The organism is Pontibacter rufus (assembly GCF_015694705.1).
Lineage (GTDB): Bacteria > Bacteroidota > Bacteroidia > Cytophagales > Hymenobacteraceae > Pontibacter > Pontibacter rufus.
This window is the reverse complement of record NZ_JADQDR010000009.1, coordinates 19791-40817: the sequence shown is the minus strand read 5'-3', so window position 1 is coordinate 40817 and position 21027 is coordinate 19791. Positions and strand designations below refer to the sequence as shown.

19 protein-coding genes are annotated in these 21027 nt (G+C 46.3%); 14 read left to right on the top strand and 5 right to left on the bottom strand.

The features are described 5' to 3' along the window. Nucleotides 1-150 precede the first annotated feature (150 nt). The 4 genes from I2I11_RS15200 (at nt 151) to I2I11_RS15185 (ending at nt 2888) form a co-directional block, all read left to right on the top strand. A complete protein-coding gene (locus tag I2I11_RS15200) occupies nt 151-1125 on the top strand; it encodes a DKNYY domain-containing protein (RefSeq protein ID WP_196268592.1) in 975 nt (324 codons plus the stop codon). Nucleotides 1126-1251: 126 nt separating this feature from the next. Next, nucleotides 1252-1626, top strand: a complete 375-nt coding sequence (locus I2I11_RS15195) for a hypothetical protein (RefSeq protein WP_196268591.1) — start codon at nt 1252-1254, stop codon at nt 1624-1626. A gap of 110 nt (nt 1627-1736) precedes the next feature. Further along, entirely contained in the window at nt 1737-2171 is a 435-nt protein-coding gene (locus tag I2I11_RS15190; RefSeq protein WP_196268590.1) for a hypothetical protein, read from the top strand. Between the two features lie 75 nt (nt 2172-2246). Next, on the top strand, nt 2247-2888 hold the full coding sequence (locus tag I2I11_RS15185; RefSeq protein WP_196268589.1) for a hypothetical protein: 642 nt from the start codon (nt 2247-2249) through the stop codon (nt 2886-2888). 219 nt (nt 2889-3107) lie between these two features. Here the strand turns inward: I2I11_RS15185 and I2I11_RS15180 are convergent, their stop codons facing one another. The 3 genes from I2I11_RS15180 to I2I11_RS15170 form a co-directional block, all read right to left on the bottom strand. Continuing rightward, nucleotides 3108-4073 carry a class I SAM-dependent methyltransferase gene (locus I2I11_RS15180; protein WP_196268588.1) on the bottom strand — a complete coding sequence of 322 codons (966 nt, stop codon included), beginning with the start codon at nt 4071-4073 and terminating at the stop codon, nt 3108-3110. A gap of 162 nt (nt 4074-4235) precedes the next feature. Beyond that, complete coding sequence (locus I2I11_RS15175) at nt 4236-4811, bottom strand: DUF3109 family protein (protein WP_196268587.1); 576 nt, start codon at nt 4809-4811, stop codon at nt 4236-4238. A 209-nt stretch (nt 4812-5020) separates the two neighbouring features. After that, nucleotides 5021-6712 (bottom strand): ankyrin repeat domain-containing protein, encoded by a 1692-nt coding sequence (locus I2I11_RS15170; RefSeq protein WP_196268586.1) that lies wholly within the window; start codon nt 6710-6712, stop codon nt 5021-5023. 258 nt (nt 6713-6970) lie between these two features. On the opposite strand from I2I11_RS15170, the gene I2I11_RS15165 reads away from it, so the two are divergent. The 7 genes from I2I11_RS15165 to I2I11_RS15135 all read left to right on the top strand — a co-directional run bounded on the left by I2I11_RS15165 (nt 6971) and on the right by I2I11_RS15135 (nt 14698). Further along, the gene (locus I2I11_RS15165; protein WP_196268585.1) at nt 6971-9211 is read left to right on the top strand and encodes an ATP-dependent helicase; all 2241 of its coding nucleotides are present in this window, start codon (nt 6971-6973) and stop codon (nt 9209-9211) included. A gap of 140 nt (nt 9212-9351) precedes the next feature. Further along, the gene (locus I2I11_RS15160) at nt 9352-10017 is read left to right on the top strand and encodes a DUF4290 domain-containing protein (protein WP_196268584.1); all 666 of its coding nucleotides are present in this window, start codon (nt 9352-9354) and stop codon (nt 10015-10017) included. Between the two features lie 6 nt (nt 10018-10023). Further along, nucleotides 10024-11328, top strand: a complete 1305-nt coding sequence (murA, locus tag I2I11_RS15155) for a UDP-N-acetylglucosamine 1-carboxyvinyltransferase (RefSeq protein WP_196268583.1) — start codon at nt 10024-10026, stop codon at nt 11326-11328. Nucleotides 11329-11595: 267 nt separating this feature from the next. Then, a complete protein-coding gene (locus tag I2I11_RS15150) occupies nt 11596-12393 on the top strand; it encodes a hypothetical protein (RefSeq protein ID WP_196268582.1) in 798 nt (265 codons plus the stop codon). Continuing rightward, on the top strand, nt 12386-12853 hold the full coding sequence (locus tag I2I11_RS15145) for a hypothetical protein (protein ID WP_196268581.1): 468 nt from the start codon (nt 12386-12388) through the stop codon (nt 12851-12853). Before I2I11_RS15150 ends, I2I11_RS15145 begins: the two co-directional genes overlap by 8 nt. Nucleotides 12854-13080: 227 nt before the next feature. Beyond that, nucleotides 13081-13923 (top strand): 1,4-dihydroxy-2-naphthoyl-CoA synthase, encoded by an 843-nt coding sequence (locus tag I2I11_RS15140; protein ID WP_196268580.1) that lies wholly within the window; start codon nt 13081-13083, stop codon nt 13921-13923. Between the two features lie 214 nt (nt 13924-14137). Further along, entirely contained in the window at nt 14138-14698 is a 561-nt protein-coding gene (locus I2I11_RS15135) for a sugar O-acetyltransferase (RefSeq protein ID WP_196268579.1), read from the top strand. A 37-nt stretch (nt 14699-14735) separates the two neighbouring features. Here I2I11_RS15135 and I2I11_RS15130 read toward each other — a convergent pair whose 3' ends face one another. Next, nucleotides 14736-15923, bottom strand: coding sequence for a THUMP domain-containing class I SAM-dependent RNA methyltransferase (locus tag I2I11_RS15130; RefSeq protein ID WP_196268578.1), 1188 nt, complete (start codon nt 15921-15923; stop codon nt 14736-14738). Between the two features lie 148 nt (nt 15924-16071). Between I2I11_RS15130 and murB the strand changes: the two genes are divergently transcribed. From murB to I2I11_RS15115, 3 genes are all read left to right on the top strand, one after another. Next, nucleotides 16072-17088: a UDP-N-acetylmuramate dehydrogenase gene (murB, locus tag I2I11_RS15125; RefSeq protein ID WP_196268577.1), complete on the top strand. Its 1017-nt coding sequence runs from the start codon at nt 16072-16074 to the stop codon at nt 17086-17088. 90 nt (nt 17089-17178) lie between these two features. Then, nucleotides 17179-17688 carry a hypothetical protein gene (locus tag I2I11_RS15120; protein WP_196268576.1) on the top strand — a complete coding sequence of 170 codons (510 nt, stop codon included), beginning with the start codon at nt 17179-17181 and terminating at the stop codon, nt 17686-17688. A 237-nt stretch (nt 17689-17925) separates the two neighbouring features. Beyond that, nucleotides 17926-18372 carry a hypothetical protein gene (locus I2I11_RS15115; RefSeq protein ID WP_196268575.1) on the top strand — a complete coding sequence of 149 codons (447 nt, stop codon included), beginning with the start codon at nt 17926-17928 and terminating at the stop codon, nt 18370-18372. 65 nt (nt 18373-18437) lie between these two features. Here the strand turns inward: I2I11_RS15115 and I2I11_RS15110 are convergent, their stop codons facing one another. Continuing rightward, the gene (locus tag I2I11_RS15110; protein ID WP_196268574.1) at nt 18438-20837 is read right to left on the bottom strand and encodes an endonuclease MutS2; all 2400 of its coding nucleotides are present in this window, start codon (nt 20835-20837) and stop codon (nt 18438-18440) included. Between the last annotated feature and the right edge of the window lie 190 nt (nt 20838-21027).

Here is a 21027-nt window from a genome sequence, read left to right as displayed (position 1 = left end):
GAGTAGGAAATGTCTGCGGGTCCTTTTATTTTAACAGGAATATATAGTATATTCGTTAGTTCAGTTCCGTTTATCCTCCTGATTTGGAAGGATAGCAGGAATAACTCCTTATATCCAGTAGTTGGTGGGAATTATAAGAGACATCCTGTAATGACAATAAGACGATTAATAATTTTAGTTCTGACAATTTCGATTTTGACAAGTTGCAGACATGGATATAAAGTTGAAGACGGCAAAGTATACTACGAATATTGGCACGAAGGATTGGGATTTGAACAAGGTAAACGACTGATTGAAGTAGCAGATGCAAAGAGCTTTAAATCATTAAGTTTCGATTGTGATTGTAGTTTCGAATTTGGCAAAGACAAGAATCACCTGTTCATAAATGGAGAGCCTATTAAAAATATAGACCCAAACACTTTTGCATTTATCGGAAACTATATTTTTCGTGACAAAAACTCAGCTTACTTTTTTGGTTTCTATAATAACTTGAATGATTGTGTTATCAAAGGAGTGAATCCTGACAAAATAAAATTGATTAAATATCCTTGGGCAAAGGCTGATAACTTTTTAATTCACGGGAGTGACACAGTTAGACTTGATGATATCAATGAATTTATCCCAATTGACGATAACTGGGGAAGAACAAAGAAATACATTATAAATAAGGATAAAATTTTATACAGAGCAGACGTAGAAACTTTTAAAATCACAAGTTCTTTTCAAGGGAAAGATAAAAATTACAATTATGAATCTGGATTCATAGCGAGAGACGATTTTAAGAAAACGAGTTACAAAAATTTCAATTTTGACAAGGCAGATATTTGCAAATCTGGGTTATTGGAATTTACAGACATATATGATAATGAAGAACCAATACCTGATTACCAACATGAAAAAAGTGTACTTACAGAAAGTTTAAAGATTAATGGGTTTACAATAAAAGCATTTAGACAGGGAAATTGGTCTAGTGGACCAAAAATTGTGAGTTATACGCTGACAGATAGCAAGTGTGATTGCTATGTTGACAAGCTCTATTATTATGACTATTCAAAACCGTTTGAAACAGAAAAAAAATATAGAGTAACAGAAAGAATTTATTGCAAACCGACAGAGAATAAATAAACGAAGTGGAAGATAGATTACAAATAACTGCCACCAACACGGCACAGACTCCATATTCGGCTGCGCCTCATCCGCAGCCTGTACTAATCCGTTGGCGGTAAGTTGAATTAATGAATTTTGGAATAAATGACATTGGTAAGAAGCAATAGCTTGTTAAAAGCATTTTATGTGATATATAATATCATCTATCAATGTTTTGGCTTTATAGCTTTAGTCTTTGCAGCCACATATATCAATGACTTCATAATTCCCGATAATCTCAAATGGGAAAATGGCAGACTAAGAAATGACCTGACGAATTACTCAATTGTTGGAATAGGGATTTTAGTTATAGAAGTTGTTCTTCTTTTGCTGGTAATTTATGGTATAAATAAAGCCTATTTAATAAAAGTATTGAAATCTAATATTCCAACTTATGTAGCTAATTGGACATTAGGTATAAATCTGATATTGACATTACTCACTGTAATCTTTGTTGCTTTCCTTAGCTATAGAGCCTGAAAAATAAAATAAACCAGCCGCCAACAAGGTGCATAAGTTAGGATCGGCTACGCCTCCCCACATTATAGCACAAGCACGTTACCAGCAATTAGAATTATAAAGAATCACATTTGAAAACAAAAACATCCTTAAAAAAGCGGCTTCTAATATCGCTGCCACTGTTATTAATAGGTTCTGGATTTGTAATTTGGCTTATTTTAAAACCTGAATACGATTATCATTACTATAAACTGAATGATTGTGAGAACAGCTATTTAACAGCAATTATTTATTGGGAACCTGGCGAACGTGGGGTGATTTTAGCTAAAGGTAAACATGAAAGTTTGCCAACTAATGATTTTCTTATTTACAGAGGTTTAAGCGGCTTTGATGCTTATTTCAGAGCTGTCGCGACTTGTGAAAATGGTACTGTGATTGTCAACTCTATTGAACACTTCTTTTATAAACAAAAAGGTTCAGAAAATATAAAGCCGAGAGTTACATATTCTGATACTTATAAGAAATTGAGAGAAGAAGGTAACGGTATAGAAATAGAGTTTTATTAAAAAAAAACAAACTGGTAACCACACCTTTACTGTAGCTACGCCACAGCAAAGCCAAGTACGTTACCATAGATTTAAATGAAAAGAAACTGGGAAGATATAAAATGGATTTTTGAACCTGATGGTTCTTTGAGAGACATCTATGTTCAAAACGTTTCCATTTCAGATTGGGAGAAGCTTATAGACCTCCTGAATGAGAACTACCCGTTGAAGTATGGAATAACAGGTGAAGCAAGAAGTGCAAGTCAAATAGATAAGCAAGACGTAATCAGTTTCCTGACTGATAGAACAGGCGAAATGTATTGCAGGAGTACTACTGTTGACGTTGGTGGAGTACATGCTAATTGCCATTTCTTCTTATCAGAACAAATAGAGTTTGATATTGACCCAAAGGAAATTTCTTCAGTTGAAGACTTTGAGAAGGTAGAAAAATTCATGCAATCAATCAGTTGGGCTTTAGAACAGCAAGTAACCTTGACAGATGAAAACACCCCTGAATTTCCATTGATAAAGGTTGATGTGGTAAAAAATACACATAAAGTGTTGACTCGAAAAGAAGTACAAGGCTTACAGGGAAATGAAAATACTCTTATAAACCAAATAGCAGACTTAAAGTTGAATTTAGAAATGAAGCTATTCACTAAAGATTTTGAAGAGAGAATCCTAATGAGTGCAAATGAACCATATAGTTCAACAAAGCGGAATCAAAACATATGGTAACTACACCTTTACGGTAGCTGTGCCACCTCATGTACCAAGCCGTTAGCTTCTAGTTCAAACTTACGGTTCCTTTTTATACTTGATATGGCGGAATCCTTGTATGAAGCAGTTTAAACAACAGCACAAAGTATAATCCGGCTTCGGAAGGACGTATGTGTTTTACTACTGCTCCGTTACCTCTCCCTCATCAATCATCTGTCTCAGCTCCTATTATCCTGTTCAGCTGCCGGCCTTTTGCTTCCTTTTCAGGAAGAAAGCGGCCTGGTCGCCCCGGTTTTGCTGATTGAGTATCCGGGCTTTTCTGCCATACTTCCATTTATCCCTTTTTCGCCGGAAGAAATTGGAGAACGTGCGGGCAGGCGTTTCCTGTAGCGGAACACCTTTCCGATACTGCTCGCTGTTTATAAACTGGTAAGCTGTAGCATCATACACCACGTCGGTTACTTCTAAGCCGGCTTGTTCGGCTAACAGGCGCATGCTTTTGACTGAGTGCAGGAAAAAATGGCGCGGCGCATCCAGCTGAAACCAGTCAGTGCCGTAATATTCCCAGGCGTAAGACGAAACAGTGGGAATGCGGATGATGCAGGTACCGCCAGGAGCGAGTAGCCGCTCCACAGCCTGCAGGTTTGCCAGGGGATCGGGTACGTGCTCAAAAGAATGGTTGTACATAATTACATCCCATACCCCTTCCAGTTCATAAATAAAACCTTTCTGCACCCGGTAACCGTCCGGGTAAACAATGGAAGCGGCAATAAACGGGTCAGCTCCCATTACGTGCTTCATGCCCAACTGGTAAAGCGGATATAAAAAAGCGCCTTTGCCGCAGCCCATGTCCAGGATGCGGGTATTATCGTGCAGCGGTATACGGGCAAGCACCTGGTACTTCCCCACCGGAAATAAGGCACGCAGCACCTTTTTAAAGGCTCCCTTCTGAAGCACTGCCGCCTCATAGCGCTTCCGCTTCAGGCTGCCCTGCCAGCCGCCGTAGTATTTCTTTTTAGGCGGAGCAAAACCATTGTAGTCGGCAGGATAATAGCGGGCTATGTCGGCTGGTATGGCTTCTATCTGCAGACACTGGCAATTGGCGCACTGGAAGTAGTTAAACGCGGTACGTAAGCCGTACATCATTTCGCGTGCCTCGTAAGGCATATTGTTCCGGGTGTTGCCGCAAATCTGACAGATCATACGTATGATTAATGTTCTTTATCAGCTACAATTTAAGCAAAAATCCCTTACAGCTCTCGGTAAAAACGAGCGTTGTGCCTGGCCATACCTTGATGAGAGCCATACCCATGCTTTCAGACAACACAGAAAAAGTTAGCGGGAAAGATGCAGCCGCTGTTTGCTTTATACCTTTACCTCTTCCGCATCTATTATCTGTTCCAGTTCCCGGTACCAGCTTTCGCCATACTTGCGGATGAGGGGCTCTTTGAGGAACTGATACACGCGCACGCCCAGATCCTCGCCAAAGCTGCAGGCAGGGTTGCAGATATGCCAGCGGTCGTAGTTCAGGGCTTCAAAGTCATCATACTTTGTGATGCGGATAGGGTATAAATGGCAGGAAACAGGCTTCTTCCAGTCGATTTTACCGTCCAGATAAGCCTGCTCTATGGCACATTTCAACACTTTGTTGTCGTCGTAAATGGCGTAGGCGCACTCGCGGTTCCCGATGGTAGGCGTAGAGTAATCGCCTTCAAAGTCCATTACATACAGGCCCTGCTCTTCCACGGCGTGCTTGCCAGCTCCTGACATGTAGGGCTTTATTTTGTCGTAATGCTGTGCCAGGATGTTCAGCTCCTCCCCTTCCAGCGGCGCTCCCAGATCGCCTTCCACACAGCAGGCACCTTTGCACTTTTCGAGGTTGCACACAAAAAACTTTTCGCGAATGTCGTCGCTGATAACCGTATGCTGGAGAACTATCATGATTCGATTAAGAAAAGAGCACTTTTAGACAAAAGACATATGAAAAAGATGACGGACTGCTTTATACCATCACCCTGTAAGTAAAAAAGAGACAAAAGTAGCTGGAAAAAGGTTTAAAACCACTACCTCGGCTAATGCAGGATAATACAAGTTGCCTGAACTCCATAAGCACAATACCGGTCTTTTGTCCTGTGCCTTTCATCTAAAAACTACGGCTGCGGCTGCGGTGAGCCGGCTGCCAGCAATATGTTGCGCACGTTTTCGTGTTTAGTATAGTCGATGGCCGCTTTGCCGCTGCTGTCTTTCAGGGTGGCATCGGTACCGGATTGCAGCAACGCAAGTATAATTTCATAGTTTGCGTCAATCTCGCAGGCCAGCATGAGTGGCGTTTTACCTTCGTTATTCTGGATATTGGGGTTAGCGCCCGAGTCAAGCAGCTTCTGAAGTTCCAGGATGCCGATATGCTGCCCGATGGTGGCATGCAGGGCCTGTGCCAGCGCCGTATTGCCTTCCTTGTCCTGCAGGTTGGGGTCTGCGCCATACCGGAAAAGGGTATCCAGCAACTGTACCTGTTCCTGCTCAAAAAACTCTGTTTGGATGCGGGAGCAGCTTACCACATAATGCAGGGCTGTTTTGCCATCCAAATCCTGTGCGTTCACATCTGCGCCTTTTTTCAGCAACTGGCTGGCCGTGGTCAGCCTTACCTCCGGCTGATAGGTTACGCCATAGTCTTCCAACAGCATCGGAATATACACGGTGTGCATCAGCGGCGTGCGGCCATGCAGGTTGGCTTCATAATCATCCGGCTCAGCCATCGTATTCACATCACCACCCGCCGCAATGGCACGCTTCAGCATGTCCGGGTCGCGGTTAATGGCGGCAATCACTACTTTCTGATCAGGTGTCTGGTTAATATAGCGGAGCTGCTCATAGGCGCTTACACTGCCTTTGGAAACCGCCGCGCGGTATAATTTACGGGCTTCCGGAATATTCACCTCACCCAGTGTGCCCTCCTCATGCAGCAGCGCCAGGGTATAAAGGGCTTCCCTGTCCCCGGCGGCAGCGCCTTTTTTCAGCAAAGCAGTAGCTTTTTCTTTGTCCTGTGGCACACCTTTCCCATCCAGGTACATGTTGGCCAGGTAAGTATAAGCTACCACATCATTCTTTTGGGCCGCGCGGTTCAGGTAGTTAAGCGCCAGTCCCATGTCCTTCATTTCGCCAAAGCCGGTATAATACATGCTGCCCAGAATGCGGTTGCAGAAAGCGTCGCCCGCCACGGCCTTCTCCCGGATTTCGATGGCGGCGGTGCGCATGTGCTGCAGAAACACTGTTTTATCATCCTCTGTGCGCAAAGTCATCAGTTCCGCCAGCCCCAGATGGCCCAGTACGCTGCCGCTGTCTACAGCGGCCTTGTAATAATAGGCGGCGGAATCACGGTTAGCGGCAAAATATTTTTCAGCGTTCTGCACCTCCTGCAAAGTATCTATTTTCACGTCCTCGTACTTAAGCTGGCGGTACTGGTGCATGCGCCCTAAAAAGTATAAGGCATCGCTGTCGCCCTGCCTGGCTGCTGCTTTAAATCCGGCGTATGCTTCCGGAAACTTAAGCGCCGTATAAAGCGCCAAAGCCTGCTGCACGCCGTTGCTGCGCCATATTAGCCTGGCAGCCGGTGCTGCCTGCACTGGTGTGGAAGCCTTAGCGGTTACCGTTATTTTGGCTGCTTTGGGAGCTGTTTTCTTTACGGCCTGTGTTGTTTTGCTTTTTTTGGGGGCAGCGCTCTTCGTCTGGGCCATACCGGCCGGCGCGGCTAATACCAGAAAAAGCAACAGCAGCAGTTTCTGTGAAAAACGGGGGGTTTTATGTATAGCTGGTTGTATCACAATCTTGTATAACTTGTTCATTATCCGCTCAAAATTACAGTTATCAGGTTCTAAATCAAAAATAGCACCAGAAAGCTTTTCCCGAAACTAGTAGGCCCGCTCCTAAACGCTTTGTGCCTGGTTCTTGTTCATTAGATAATAAAGAATATAAAGCGGATGCCGTATCCCTGGCTACTTATACTTTAAAGTATGTACAACGCCAAATTAGCTATGCCATTCTAAAAACGGATTTGTATTTGTAACTTGCATAGATTTTAAGACGCACGCGGAAGAGAAGAAATGGATTATATAAGTTTATTGAATGAGTCGCAGCGCGCCGCTGTGCTGCATACCGAGGGGCCGGCCATGATTATTGCAGGCGCGGGCTCCGGCAAAACAAGAGTGCTCACCTACCGGATTGCCCACCTGATAAGCCTGGGCGTAGATCCGTTTAACATACTGGCCCTTACCTTTACGAACAAGGCGGCCAAAGAAATGCGCAACCGCATTACCAAAGTAATCGGTAACGAAGCAAAAAATGTGTGGATGGGTACTTTCCACTCGGTGTTCTCGCGTATTCTGCGCGCCGAAGCAGAAAAAATAGGCTATCCAAGAAGCTTTACTATTTACGATACCGAAGACTCCAGGACCCTGATCCGCAACATTGTGAAGGAGATGAACCTGGACGACAAGCTGTACAAGCCCAATGTGGTACTGGGCCGCATCTCCTCGGCTAAAAACAAGCTGATCTCCGTAAAACAGTACCTCAATGATCCGGTGATCCAGGCGGATGATGACGCAGCCATGCGCCCCAAAATCGGCAAAATCTATGAAATGTACCAGAGCCGCTGCTTCCGGGCTGGCGCTATGGACTTTGATGATTTGCTGTTTAATACCAATGTGCTCTTCAAAGATCATCCGGATGCGCTGAACAAATACCAGAACATCTTTAAGTTTGTGATGGTAGACGAGTACCAGGACACTAACTACTCGCAGTACCTGATTACGCGCAAACTAGCGGCCCAGAACCGTAATATTGTGGTGGTAGGCGACGATGCGCAGTCCATTTATGCGTTCCGGGGCGCTGATATCCAGAACATCCTCAACTTTGAGCGTGATTACCCGGAGTTGCAGGTATTTAAGCTGGAGCAGAATTACCGTTCTACCAAAAACATTGTGCATGCGGCCAACTCCGTTATCAAAAACAACCAGGCGCAGCTGCGTAAAGATGTTTTTACAGATAACGAGCAGGGCCCGCTGATAGAAGTGATCAAAGCCAATTCCGACAACGAAGAAGGCAAGTTGGTGGCGACTTCTATTTTTGAGGAGAAGATGAACAATCATTTCTCCTACGACGATTTCGCCATACTTTACCGCACCAACGCGCAATCGCGGGCCATGGAAGAGGCGCTGCGCCGCATGAACATCAAGTATAAGATTATCGGTGGCTTGTCATTTTACCAGCGCAAGGAAATCAAGGATCTGATTGCCTACCTGCGCCTGACGGTGAACCCAAACGATGAACAGGCCCTGCGCCGTGTGATCAACTATCCCAAGCGCGGCATTGGCGACACCACGGAATCCAAAATTTTCGTAACTGCCGAAGAAACCAACCATACCGTGTGGGAAGTGGTGCAGAACGCCGGCCAGTTTATGGGCAACCGCGTGGGCACAGCCATCGAAAATTTTTCTATCCTCATCAAAGACTTCGCCCGTATTGCCGAACATACCGATGCTTTTGAAGTGGCCAAACACGTGGCCAAGCACTCGGGTATTGTGGATGATTTGTACCAGGATAAAACCGTAGAGGGACTTGCCCGTTATGAGAACATACAGGAGTTGCTGAACGGTATTAAGGAGTATGTGGACGATCCGGAAAAGGAAGATAAAAGCCTTTCCGCTTTTCTGCAGGACATTGCCCTGATTACGGACGCGGATACCAAAGCTACAGACGATGGGGCGTTTGTAACGCTGATGACGATACACTCGGCCAAAGGACTGGAGTTTAAGAACGTGTTTATTGTAGGCCTGGAAGAGAACCTTTTCCCGAGCCAGATGATGCTGAACTCCCGTGCTGATTTAGAGGAAGAGCGCCGCTTGTTTTACGTAGCCATCACCCGTGCCGAGAAGAAACTATACTTAACGTATGCCACCAGCCGTTACCAGTGGGGAAATTTAAGATCCTGCGAAAAGAGCCGCTTTCTGGACGAAATCGACCCGAAATACCTTAACTTTAAATATGGCGAGGCCGCAAGCGCAGGGGGCAGCGTCGTAGATCGGGTGCTGCAGCGCAAGAGCAACCTTATAACACCGCCGCCACGCAAACAGGTAGCAGCTAACTACACCGCGCCTGCTGATTTTAAAGCGAGCGATACTTCTACGCTGGCAGCAGGCATGAAGGTAGAACACCCCAAGTTTGGTTTTGGCGTAGTTACCAAAATGGACACGCAGGGCAACAGTGTTAAAGCCATCATAAACTTCGATGAAGTAGGCGAAAAAACACTGCTCCTGAGTTTTGCCAAACTGCGCATACACAATTGAATTACGAATTAAGAGTTCCGGATTACGGATTGGAGAAGGTGATATAGTGCCTTAACAGGCATTTGAAAGCCAAGCTCGTTTACATGACATTCATAACTCTTAATTGGTAATTATAAATTCGTAATTCTTAATTAGAAAAAATGGAAGCTAGTACCACTTTTAAACAGGATTTGCTGCTGCGCGAGTATGGCCGTAATGTGCAGGATCTGGTAAATTACATCAGCCAGGTAGATGACCGGGCCGAACGCACCCGCCTGTCGCAGTTGCTCATTAACCTGATGGCCAAGCTAAACCCGCAGCTCCGCGATACCCAAGATTACCAGCAGAAACTCTGGAACCACCTCTACGTGATGTCCGGCTCTACGCTGGATGTGGATGCGCCTTATCCCCTCAACGCCATGGAGTACCTGAACGACAAGCCGCAGCGCATGCCGTATGCTTTGGTTACACCACGCTTTAAGCATTATGGCACCAATGTGGAGTTGCTGATACAAAAAGCCGTAGAGCTGGAGGATGAAAAAGAGCGCGAAAATGCCATCATTTCGCTCGGCAAACTGATGAAAACGCTGTACCGCTCTTACAACAAAGACAGCGTTACCGACGAGCTCATACTGGATGATATCCGCACCATTTCCAAAGGCAAACTGAACATGGACTTGAAGTATATCGAAAGCAACAACCTGTTTGAGTCGAACGGCAAACCGCAGCAGCAGGAACAGAACCAGCGTAACCAGCCACAAAACCGCGATAACAACCGGAATCGCAAAAACAATACGAAATCCTCTTCCAACTCCAGAAATAAGTAATCATACATGGCTTCTTTTGAAGTAACAGGCGGCAACAGGCTGCGCGGCGACATTATTCCACAGGGTGCAAAAAACGAGGCCCTGCAAATTCTCTGCGCGGTGCTGCTCACCTCCGAACCCGTTACCATTTCCAATATTCCCGACATCCGGGACGTAAATAAATTAATTGAGCTGCTCCGCCATATGGGCGTTTCGGTTGTGCGCAACGCGCCGGATACTTATACTTTCCAGGCCGACAACGTAGATCTGGATTACCTGGAGACCGAACAATTCGTAGAGCAGGGCCGGGCCATACGTGGCTCTGTGATGATAGTAGGTCCGATGCTGGCCCGCTTCGGCCGGGCCAAAATGCCCAAACCCGGTGGAGACAAAATCGGCCGCCGCCGCCTTGATACGCATTTTATCGGTTTCGAAAAGTTAGGCGCCACCTTCAGCTATGACTCGCAGGACAGCTTTTTTAACGTACGCGCCGATAAGCTGAAAGGCGCTTATATGCTGCTGGATGAGGCTTCTGTAACCGGAACCGCCAACATCCTGATGGCTGCCGTGCTGGCCGAGGGTATGACCACGATCTACAATGCCGCCTGTGAGCCTTATGTGCAGCAGCTTTGCCGGATGCTCAACCGCATGGGCGCGAAAATCAGTGGCGTAGGATCTAACCTGCTGATGATAGAAGGCGTGTCACAACTGCACGGCACCGAGCACCGCATGCTGCCCGACATGATCGAAATTGGTTCTTTTATCGGTCTGGCCGCTATGACAGGCTCTGAAATCACCATCAAAAACTGCCATATCCCGGAACTGGGCCTGATACCGGACACCTTCCGGCAGTTGGGCATTAAGATGGAGTTCCGGGGCGATGACATCTATATTCCGGAGCAGGATCATTACGAAATCGAAACGTACATCGACGGCAGCATCCTCAACGTATCCGACCATACCTGGCCCGGCCTGACACCCGATCTGCTAAGTGTGGCACTGGTTGTAGCCACGCAAGCAAAAGGAACCGTACTGATTCACCAGAAAATGTTTGAGAGCCGCCTCTTTTTCGTGGATAAACTAATCGACATGGGCGCGCAGATTATACTTTGCGATCCGCACCGCGCCACCGTTATCGGGCAGGACAAGCAGATTCCGTTACGCGGCATCCGCATGACGTCGCCGGACATACGTGCCGGTGTGGCCCTGCTCATCGCCGCTCTTTCCGCCGAAGGCAAAAGCATCATCGACAACGTAGAGCAAATCGACCGAGGCTACCAGAACATCGATGGTCGCCTGAATGCTATCGGCGCGCAGATCAGAAGGCTGTAAACTTTGTACAAAAGCCATTAGACTTAAGACGAAAGACTATACAAGTATAAAAAAGCAGAGCGGGCACCTGAAATCAGGTGCCCGCTCTGCTTCTAGGGCTAAAAGTAAAAATTAAATTTATCTTACAGAAGCTATATATTGAGTCAGAAACTATACATTGAGTTGAAGATGCTAATACTGCTACGGATATAGTGCCGATAACTCCAGTTATGTGTAATATATTACATGTGTTAGCTACAAGTCAAACACCGACACAACCTAGATATTATGCCATATAAAGATCTGACATTTTCAAGTTACTTAATCATAGTGAACGAAGAGCCGCTTGATGAGGCTACATTCTATAAAATTTTCGATGTCGATCAGGAATTCGAAACAAACAATAATCAGACGAACTATACGATTACTGTGTCTAAAATTACCAATTTTGCACGGTTCTATATACAATATGGCAATCCTTTCCCACGGCCTGAGAACGTAAGAAATACGGAAACGCATCAATCTGAAGAAAATCCCAGGCAACCACACCAATACGAACCCAAACAAGAATTTGGATTGATTGATTTTAACAATAGCATGCTATGGTTAAGCAATTCCAAAAGAAAAACTTTCTTCATGGACATATTAAAAGATAGGTTCGATACTACCAATGTAATTATTAAAAATGTTTATAGCGAAGAAGATTTTATAAATTCAATTAAAAAAGTAGAAGAAATTAAATTTTCAGCCTTACCAAATTTGTTTTCACAAACCAATAGCCTATCTAAAGAACTGTCGGAGGAAATACTTGGTTATGGAGCAAATATTGCGACATTAATAATGCGATTTACAAACAATCAAAATGTTGGTGAACAAATATTGTTGAGAATAAAAAATCTTTTGTCTAACAAGACAATATACAAGAGCTTAGTTATAACAGGTAGGGATAGTGAGAATTTTGGAATAATCTTCAATAATGAAATCTTATCTAAGAGAATTCCTTTAAAAGCAATTGTAGACGAGAATGATATTTTTAATACTGAAAACGTATTTTCACAATTGCTAGCAACTCTACAAAATGCTTAAAAAACTCATCACATTGAACAACATCTTATCGGTTGCAGCTTTTGCAATCGTTATGATATTTGCTAAACCAAGTGACAAAGCATTTAGCGACATAGTAACATTCATATCTATTGCGGCAGGTTTTAGTATTACAAGTTTATCAATCATTGCAACTTCAACTTTTTCAAAAAACTTATACCTCAAAGAAAACCCAAAAAACAGGTCCCAAACTCTTCTTCACGTTCTTGTCGGCAATTTTAAAAATTCAATTTTCTTTTTCACGTTTACTGTGTGTTTGATCTTGATTTACAAATATATTGACTTTCCAAATTATACTATTTCTATTCGGACATATAGTTTTGACCTTATTAAGCTTTTCTCGGGTTTCATTTGGTATTTTACTATTTTGTCAATGGTTAGATTTGTGCTTTTAGTAAACATTTTTGGACAATTTGTTTTGCAGACAGCTAAACAAACATGAGAATGTGAAGATAATCAGAAACTAACATGCGTTTGGCAAAAGCAAGGCGACAGTACTCCGCTTAACAATTTCTCGTAAATTGAACTTTGGCGCTTCATACTGGAATTCCCCGCCTTCGGCAAGCTTCAAAACATTACCTCCTATCTAAACCGCCCCCGACCACATCCCCACAAAAACAATTTGAGGCAAAGTATAGAAAAGGTTAAATTGCCGTCAAATAACAAGACATGAGCAACGTAAATTGGAAAACCGTAAAGGAATACCAGGATATAACCTATAAAAAGGCAGGTGGTGTGGCCCGCATTGCTTTTAACCGCCCGGATGTGCGCAACGCCTTTCGGCCTAAAACGGTGGCAGAGCTTTTCGAGGCTTTTCTGGATGCGCGCGAAGATACTTCTACCGGTGTGGTGCTGCTTTCAGCGGAGGGCCCTTCTTCCAAAGATGGCGTGTACTCCTTCTGCAGCGGCGGCGACCAGAATGCACGCGGCCACCAGGGTTATGTAGATGAAGAAGGAATGCCGCGCCTGAATATTCTGGAAGTGCAGCGCCTCATGCGCTTTATGCCCAAAGTAGTGATTGCTGTGGTGCCGGGCTGGGCAGTGGGTGGCGGGCACAGCCTGCACGTTGTCTGCGACCTGACACTGGCCAGCAAGGAGCATGCTATTTTTAAGCAGACCGATGCAGACGTAACCAGCTTTGATGGCGGTTACGGCTCTGCTTACCTTGCCAAAATGGTAGGCCAGAAACGCGCCCGCGAAATCTTCTTTTTAGGCAGGAACTACTCGGCCCAGGAAGCTTACGACATGGGCATGGTAAACGCCGTGGTGCCGCACAACGAGCTGGAAGACACTGCCTATGCCTGGGCACAGGAAATTTTGGCTAAGTCGCCCACGTCTATTAAAATGCTCAAATTCGCTTTCAACGCTACGGACGATGGCATGGTAGGCCAGCAGATTTTCGCCGGTGAAGCCACCCGCCTGACGTACATGACCGAAGAAGCCAAAGAAGGAAGAAACGCTTTCCTGGAGAAAAGAAAACCTGACTTCAGCAACATCCCCTGGATTCCATAAAGCATACGCCTGCTAGCCAGTGTATTTGAACAGCAGCATTTCATTGAGGCCATCAGGATCTGTAAAAGGCTTTGCGACAGATAAGCGAATTTTATTTTGTAATCGGTAGCAGACACAATCCAACCACCCCTACCCCTCCTTAGAAAAGGAGGGGCTTTTTTACAACGGACTTTGAATCACCCAAACGCTACATAACCATCATCGAAGCATAACTATGAAATCAGAACTGCAGAAAATGCTGGACGGGGAACTCTACGACGCCTCAGACGTGCAATTGGTAGAAATGCGGGTAAAAGCGCGAACGCTGGCTACGCAATACAATGCTATACCAGTGGAGCATGCTGCAGCACGTAAAGCCTTGCTGCAGCAGTTGCTAGGCAAAACCGGCACGAACATCGATATACAAACACCTTTTTACTGCGACTATGGCGCGCACATTTATGCCGGTGAAAACCTGTTCATGAATTTCAACTGCATTATTCTGGATTGCGCCGAAGTGCGCATCGGAGACAATGTGATGATGGGGCCGAACGTGCAACTTTATACCGCTACACACCCGCTCCAGGCATCCGAGCGTATCAAAGGGCCTGAGCTAGCCTACCCCATCACCATTGGAAACAATGTATGGCTAGGCGGCGGCGTTATCGTGTGCCCGGGCGTAACCATCGGCAATAATACAACCATTGGTTCAGGCAGTGTGGTTACCAAAGATATACCTGCCAATGTATTTGCCGCTGGTAATCCCTGCAAAGTAATAAAAGATCTGCCGGCGTAAAAAGCCACGCCTGCTTCACCAGAAAAAGCAATACTTCTTATACTTCCCTTTCTTCTACACCTCCCCGGCGGCTGCCACGGTACAATTCATACTTGAGCAGGCGGCAATCGATGGGACCGTTGTACAGCGGAATGCGGCGCGACACGCGCAGTCCTATACTTTTGGCGGCTTCCAGGTTGCCCGTCAGTATGTAAGCATCGTAGCCCTGGTAACCGGTTTTAAGTGTATCGCCAATATTTTTGTACAGCAGGTTGATGTCGTCTGACTGGATGCGCTCGTTATAGGGCGGGTTCATCACTACCACGCCTGGCGTTGCAGGCGCTTCCGTTTTAAAAAAATCAGCTTCTTCTACTTCTATCACATCTGCAAGGCCGGCATTTTCGATGTTGTTTCTGGCAGCGGTTACGTAATCCGGATCGATATCGTAGCCAAGTATGGTGGCTTGCGGCGCATCTTTTGCCTTCGCTTCGGCCGTCGTCCACACCATCTCAAACAGTTTTTCATCATAATCCTTCCATTTTTCGAAGCCATAGCCGTCGCGGCGGTACAGGCCGGGCGCAATGTTCTGCGCCATCATAGCCGCTTCAATCAACAGCGTGCCCGAGCCGCACATAGGGTCAATAAAGGCGGATTTTTTGTCCCAGCCCGAAAGCGCAACAATGCCGGCGGCCAGCACCTCGTTGAGCGGTGCGACGTTGGTTTGCAGCCGGTAACCGCGGCGGTGCAGCGAATCGCCACTCGAATCGAGCGAAAGCGTCACCATGTTTTCGTGCATGTGTAAGTTCAGGCGCAGATCCGGTCTGTTAAGGTCTACAGACGGCCGTTCGCCGGTTGCTTTCCGGAACTGATCTACAATCGCATCTTTGGTCAATTGGGACACAAACAGCGAGTGCTCAAAAGTAGAGTGGCTCACAGCGGCGTTGATTGCAAAAGTTTGTTTTACATTGAGGTAATCAGACCATTTTATTTTCTGTACCTGTGCATACAAATCATCTTCATCACGTGCCTTAAACGTACGGATGGGTTTTAAAACACGTATAGCAGTGCGGCACCATAAGTTGGCTTCATACAACTGGCGCAGGTTGCCCGAACAGGTTACCGCGCGCACGCCTACTTTGATAAACCCCATATCGAGCGCGCGGAGCTCTTCGGCCAGTACCTCTTCGAGGCCTGCCAGCGTGGTAACTGTGATGTTGAAATTGCCGTTCGGGTTCTGCTTTGCCATACTTTATACTTGCTTGAGGTTGCAAAGATAGTGCTGTAAGTTACGAGTTCCGAATTATGAGTTACGAGTTTAAGTTTTGATTCACTCGTAATTCATAATTCGGAACTCGTAACTCTCAAAAAAGCTATCTTTACAGCAAAAACCGCTTATGAAACTGCAGTCCGGCATTTCGCTGAAACCTTACAATACCTTTGGCATCGATGTAAAAGCCAGATTCTTTGCACGTTTCGACAGCATGGCGAAACTGCAGCAGCTCCTGCAAATGCCAGAAGTTAAACATCTGCCTATGCTTATACTTGGCGGCGGCAGCAACCTGCTCTTCACCGGAGATTTTGATGGGGTGGTATTGCAAAACAACATCAAAGGTATAGAAGTGCTGCGTGAGGAGGAGGTTTATACTTACGTAAAAGCCGGCGGTGGCGAAGTATGGCATGAGTTTGTGCAGTTTGCGCTGGCACAAAATCTGGGAGGTGTCGAGAACCTGTCGCTGATACCTGGCACCGTAGGTGCCGCCCCTTTGCAAAATATTGGCGCTTATGGCGTGGAGCTAAAGGACGTTTTCTACGAACTGGAGGCGGTGCATCTGCCCTCCGGCGAAATCCATACGTTCGACAATGCTGCCTGTAGCTTTGGCTACCGCGAAAGCATCTTTAAAAACGATTTGAAAGGCCAGTATATTGTAACCTCCGTTACGTTCCGGCTGCACAGGCAGCACCAGCTCAATACCTCGTACGGCGCTATTAAAACAACTTTGGACGAAATGCAGGTGCAGGAACCTACTATTCAGGATGTAAGCGCTGCCGTGTGCCACATCCGCCAGAGCAAACTGCCGGACCCGAAACAGATAGGTAATGCGGGCAGCTTTTTCAAGAATCCGGAAATTCCTGTAATGCAGTATGAAAACCTGAAAGCGCAATTTCCGGATATCCCCTCCTACCCTGTTACCCCAACTACAGTGAAAGTGCCGGCCGGCTGGCTGATTGAGCAGTGTGGCTGGAAAGGCAAAGTGATCGGCAACTATGGCGTGCACAAAAACCAGGCGCTGGTGCTGGTAAACTATGGCGGCGCCTCCGGCGATAAAATCCGGCAACTGGCCTTGGATATCATTCAGTCGGTAAAAGATAAATTCGGCATACAGCTGCACCCGGAAGTAAATATCCTCTGATGATCATAATTAGTATAAAATAAGCACTATCTTGTCCAACTTTCTGTGCCATACTACGATATATAAAAGTCTACCCTTAAATCAGCTAATATGAAGTATAATTTCCTGCGGACAATGCTGCTGCTGTTTTGCTCGCTTGTCCTGTTAACCGCCTGCGACAAAGACGAGGAAGAAACAATACCCGAACCAACCAAAAAAGATTTGCTGACTGCCCACGACTGGAGGGGCGATCAGGTCCTTGTGAACGATATCAATGTGGCCGCCATACCAGGAGTAGGAAGTAATGCTGCTACTTTTAAAACCATGCTATTGTCGTTCAGGGAAGATAATACCTACACGGCCAGTTTTACGGTATCAGGCCAGCCGCAGAGTTTCGACGGCACCTGGCAGTTTAATGCAGACGAAACCAGAATTACCTTAGAGATGCTGGGTGATTTTGATATAACAACACTGACCGAAGATAACTTTAACGTAGCCGGTTTGATTAGTAGTGACAATGTTGATTTTATTGCCCGGATTATGGGGATCGATACAACTATCATCAGCATCATCACCGGCGGCGGACCTGTTCGGACTAAAATGCAGTTTGTGAAGTCGTAGCTTGTAATTCCCGTTCTCCTCAGCGAAGCTTTTGCCCTCCTCTTTACCATAAACTGATGCGCGATAAACAGCGCTTCCAGCCTGTATAGTTTGTTCTCCGGAATGAATTTAGAAACAGGTGCGCTGCTGCATTTGGGGATAAAAGGTTTATATTTGTTTTCTTCTGGTTTAGCCCCATGTTGCTTATCGTTGCAGCGCAAGTATATTTAGTCAGATCATCTAAAATATTTAAATTTCATGAACAAGCTTAGACTTCTTACATTTCTGTTTACTGCCTTATTTCTTACAACACTTGCAAGTTGCTCCAAGGACGATGATGCAGAACCAAGTAAAAAACAACTGCTAACTGCACACGAGTGGGTCGGAAGTGATATTTATGTAAACGGCACTAAACAAACTGGAAATCCTTATCTTCAGGAAAACTTATTTGATATAAATACAGTGAAATTAAACTTTAAGGATGACAGGACTTACACTGCCACTTTCAGAGTAAATGGCACACCTCAGACGCAGGATGGAATTTGGGAATTGTATGATAATGACACTAAACTAAACCTGCCTTTTTTGAATGAGCCTGGCGATACCACAGATATCAAACGTTTAACGGAAAATAATCTGGATATTTCTACCAGCTTTGAAGAGAATGGAACACCAATTACGGTGGAACTTAGATTCGTAAAATAGCAAGTATAAAAATAAGAAAGGCTCCGTTTCAGGAGCCTTTCTTATTTTTATACTTGCTTTATACTTTACTTCAATACGGCTACTGTTGCGCCATCACCGCCGCGCTCTTCGGCTTCGCTGCTTAGGCTTGCCACTTCGCGCGTAGCGTATAAATAATCCCTGACAACCTGCCGGAGTACGCCGTTGCCGCGGCCATGTATGATTTTAATTTCCGGGATGCCCAGCATAATGGCTTCGTCGGTGAAGTTCATCACTTTGGTCAGCGCCTCCTCGGCGTACTCGCCCCGTATATCGAGGGTGCTGCCGAAATCAGCCATACGTTGCGTGATGTTCATGGCGCGGGTATAGCCTTCGGCTGCCTCCGCTGCTTTGGCCTTTTTCAGCTTCGCAGCTACCTGGCCCTCCACTTTCTCCAGGTTATCTACTTTCACAATTGTTTTCAGGCCGCCGAACAGCACCTCTGCCGTTTTGCCCTTTATACTTACCAGCTGCCCAATAGAATCCTGCCCTACCAGCGCCACGTTGTCGCCTGCTTTTATACTTGCGGCTGCCACACGTTTGTGGGCTGGTTGCGGCGCTTCCTTGCGAACTTCGGTGGCAAAGATTTCCAGTTCCTGGCGCGCTAGTTTGGTCTGTTCCTTTTCGGCCTGGCTCTGCTTGATCTGCTGTATCGTGGCTTCTATTTTCTGGTTGGCATCTTTGAGCAGCAGTTTGGCTTTGCCTTTGGCTTCACGCATCACGTCCTGCTTGCTCTCCTCCAGAAAGTTTTTCAGGTCGCTGTACTCTTTCACGTTACGCTTCAGCTTCTGCTCCAGCACAGCCGCCTCGCGCGATTTTTTCTCCAGTTCCTGCTTCTCGGTTTCCAGCTCTTCCAGCAAACGGTCGTAGCGAATTTTGTCTTTGCCTACCAGGCTGCTGGCTTTGTCTACAATGTGCTTCGGCAAGCCAATCTTGCGAGCAATCTCAATAGCAAACGACGAACCCGGCTTGCCGATTTCCAGCTGATAGAGCGGCTGCAGGTTTTTGTGATCGTAGCGCATGGCGCCGTTCACGATACCTGCGTTGCGCTCGGCAAAGTTTTTCAGGTTGGTATAGTGCGTCGTAATCACGCCGTATACTTTGCTGTCGTTCAGCGTTTGCAACACAGCCTCGGCAATTGCGCCGCCCAACACCGGCTCCGTACCTGTACCAAATTCATCTATCAGCACTAAACTCTTGTTATCGGCCACCGTCACAAACTTTTTCATGTTAGTGAGGTGCGAGCTATAGGTACTCAGGTCGTTTTCAATGGATTGCTCATCGCCGATATCGATAAAAATATCATGGAAAATGCCGGCCTCCGAACCATCTGCCGCAGGAATCAGCATGCCGCATTGCAGTATATACTGCACCAATCCTACAGTTTTCAGGCTCACCGATTTACCGCCTGCGTTTGGCCCCGAAATCAGCAGGATGCGCTGGTCACGGTTCAGCTCCAGATCCATGGGCACGGTTGGTTTGCCCAGTTGCCGGTGCGCCATATATAAAAGCGGGTGGAAAGCCTGCTTCCAGTTAATGTGCGGATACTTTTGCAGCTGCGGCATGGTCGCTTCGATACGGCGCGCGAAAGCAGCCTTGGCCCTGATAAAATCCAAAAGGCCCAGGTACTGGTATGCTTTGCGCAGTTCCGGAATATGGTTTCGCAACGTATTCGTCAGGCCAATCAGGATGCGCACCAGCTCCCGGTGGTAGGCATTCTCCAGGTCTTTGATGTCGTTGTTGAGCTCAAAGATAGACTCCGGCTCGATGTATACCGTTTGGCCGGTGCTCGACTCGTCATGTATCAGGCCTTTTACGCGCCGCTTGTGCTCCGCCAATACAGGAATCACCAAGCGTCCGCCCCGTATGGTTGGCTCCACGTCGGCAGGCGTCCAGCCTTCGTTTTTGGCATGCTTTATAACCGAGCTGATTTGCCTGCGCAGGATGCCCTGCTGTGCTATGAGTTCGCGTTTCAGGCGCTGCAACTCGGGTGTGGCATCGTCGCGTACGGCACCTGCATCATCCACCACTTTGTCTAAAGCAGCGATTAAGGCGCGCTCTACGGTTACGTTGGCTCCCAGTGCTTTCAGCGCCTCATAGGTACCTTCCTCTGTCCCGGCGATAAAGCGCAGCGAGTCACGGATGGTGCGCAGCGACATTTTTATCTCGAAAAACTGGGACACATCCAGGTAAGTGCCTTGTATGGCAGCCCGGTCGAGGTAAGCGGTTACATCAAAATAATGCTGCAGCGGAATTTCGGCATCCGACTCCAGCAGTTGTTTAAATTCGTTTGTTTGTTCGAGCAGCCGCTGCACCAGGTCGTGCCGGTTCAGGAAAGCCATGCGGTTTACGTACTGGCGCCCCAACGGGCTCAGGCACAATTCTGCGAGCATTTCGCGCACCTGTGCAAACCCGATTTTTATTTCAAAGTTATCTGGATATATCAAGGGTTATCTCTTAATTTAAGGCAAATTTAGCAATATCTATAACAAGTATAAGGGGCTGTTTTGTTCGTTTTCGCAGCTCGTATTTCGTATCAGGTACCACGACACACGTAGCACGATTTATTCCTGAACAGTTAATGTAACAGATTGCTGTTCGCACTAACAACCCTCTAACTTTTTAATTCTCTAACTC

Bases quoted from the DNA above. Each gene is read 5' to 3' on its own strand.
- I2I11_RS15200 (WP_196268592.1), top strand. From the start codon at position 151: ATGACAATAAGACGATTAATAATTTTAGTTCTGACAATTTCGATTTTG.
- I2I11_RS15195 (WP_196268591.1), top strand. From the start codon at position 1,252: ATGACATTGGTAAGAAGCAATAGCTTGTTAAAAGCATTTTATGTGATA.
- I2I11_RS15185 (WP_196268589.1), top strand. From the start codon at position 2,247: ATGAAAAGAAACTGGGAAGATATAAAATGGATTTTTGAACCTGATGGT.
- I2I11_RS15180 (WP_196268588.1), bottom strand. From the start codon at position 4,073: ATGATCTGTCAGATTTGCGGCAACACCCGGAACAATATGCCTTACGAG.
- I2I11_RS15175 (WP_196268587.1), bottom strand. From the start codon at position 4,811: ATGATAGTTCTCCAGCATACGGTTATCAGCGACGACATTCGCGAAAAG.
- I2I11_RS15170 (WP_196268586.1), bottom strand. From the start codon at position 6,712: ATGAACAAGTTATACAAGATTGTGATACAACCAGCTATACATAAAACC.
- I2I11_RS15165 (WP_196268585.1), top strand. From the start codon at position 6,971: ATGGATTATATAAGTTTATTGAATGAGTCGCAGCGCGCCGCTGTGCTG.
- I2I11_RS15160 (WP_196268584.1), top strand. From the start codon at position 9,352: ATGGAAGCTAGTACCACTTTTAAACAGGATTTGCTGCTGCGCGAGTAT.
- murA (WP_196268583.1), top strand. From the start codon at position 10,024: ATGGCTTCTTTTGAAGTAACAGGCGGCAACAGGCTGCGCGGCGACATT.
- I2I11_RS15150 (WP_196268582.1), top strand. From the start codon at position 11,596: ATGCCATATAAAGATCTGACATTTTCAAGTTACTTAATCATAGTGAAC.
- I2I11_RS15145 (WP_196268581.1), top strand. From the start codon at position 12,386: ATGCTTAAAAAACTCATCACATTGAACAACATCTTATCGGTTGCAGCT.
- I2I11_RS15140 (WP_196268580.1), top strand. From the start codon at position 13,081: ATGAGCAACGTAAATTGGAAAACCGTAAAGGAATACCAGGATATAACC.
- I2I11_RS15135 (WP_196268579.1), top strand. From the start codon at position 14,138: ATGAAATCAGAACTGCAGAAAATGCTGGACGGGGAACTCTACGACGCC.
- I2I11_RS15130 (WP_196268578.1), bottom strand. From the start codon at position 15,923: ATGGCAAAGCAGAACCCGAACGGCAATTTCAACATCACAGTTACCACG.
- murB (WP_196268577.1), top strand. From the start codon at position 16,072: ATGAAACTGCAGTCCGGCATTTCGCTGAAACCTTACAATACCTTTGGC.
- I2I11_RS15120 (WP_196268576.1), top strand. From the start codon at position 17,179: ATGAAGTATAATTTCCTGCGGACAATGCTGCTGCTGTTTTGCTCGCTT.
- I2I11_RS15115 (WP_196268575.1), top strand. From the start codon at position 17,926: ATGAACAAGCTTAGACTTCTTACATTTCTGTTTACTGCCTTATTTCTT.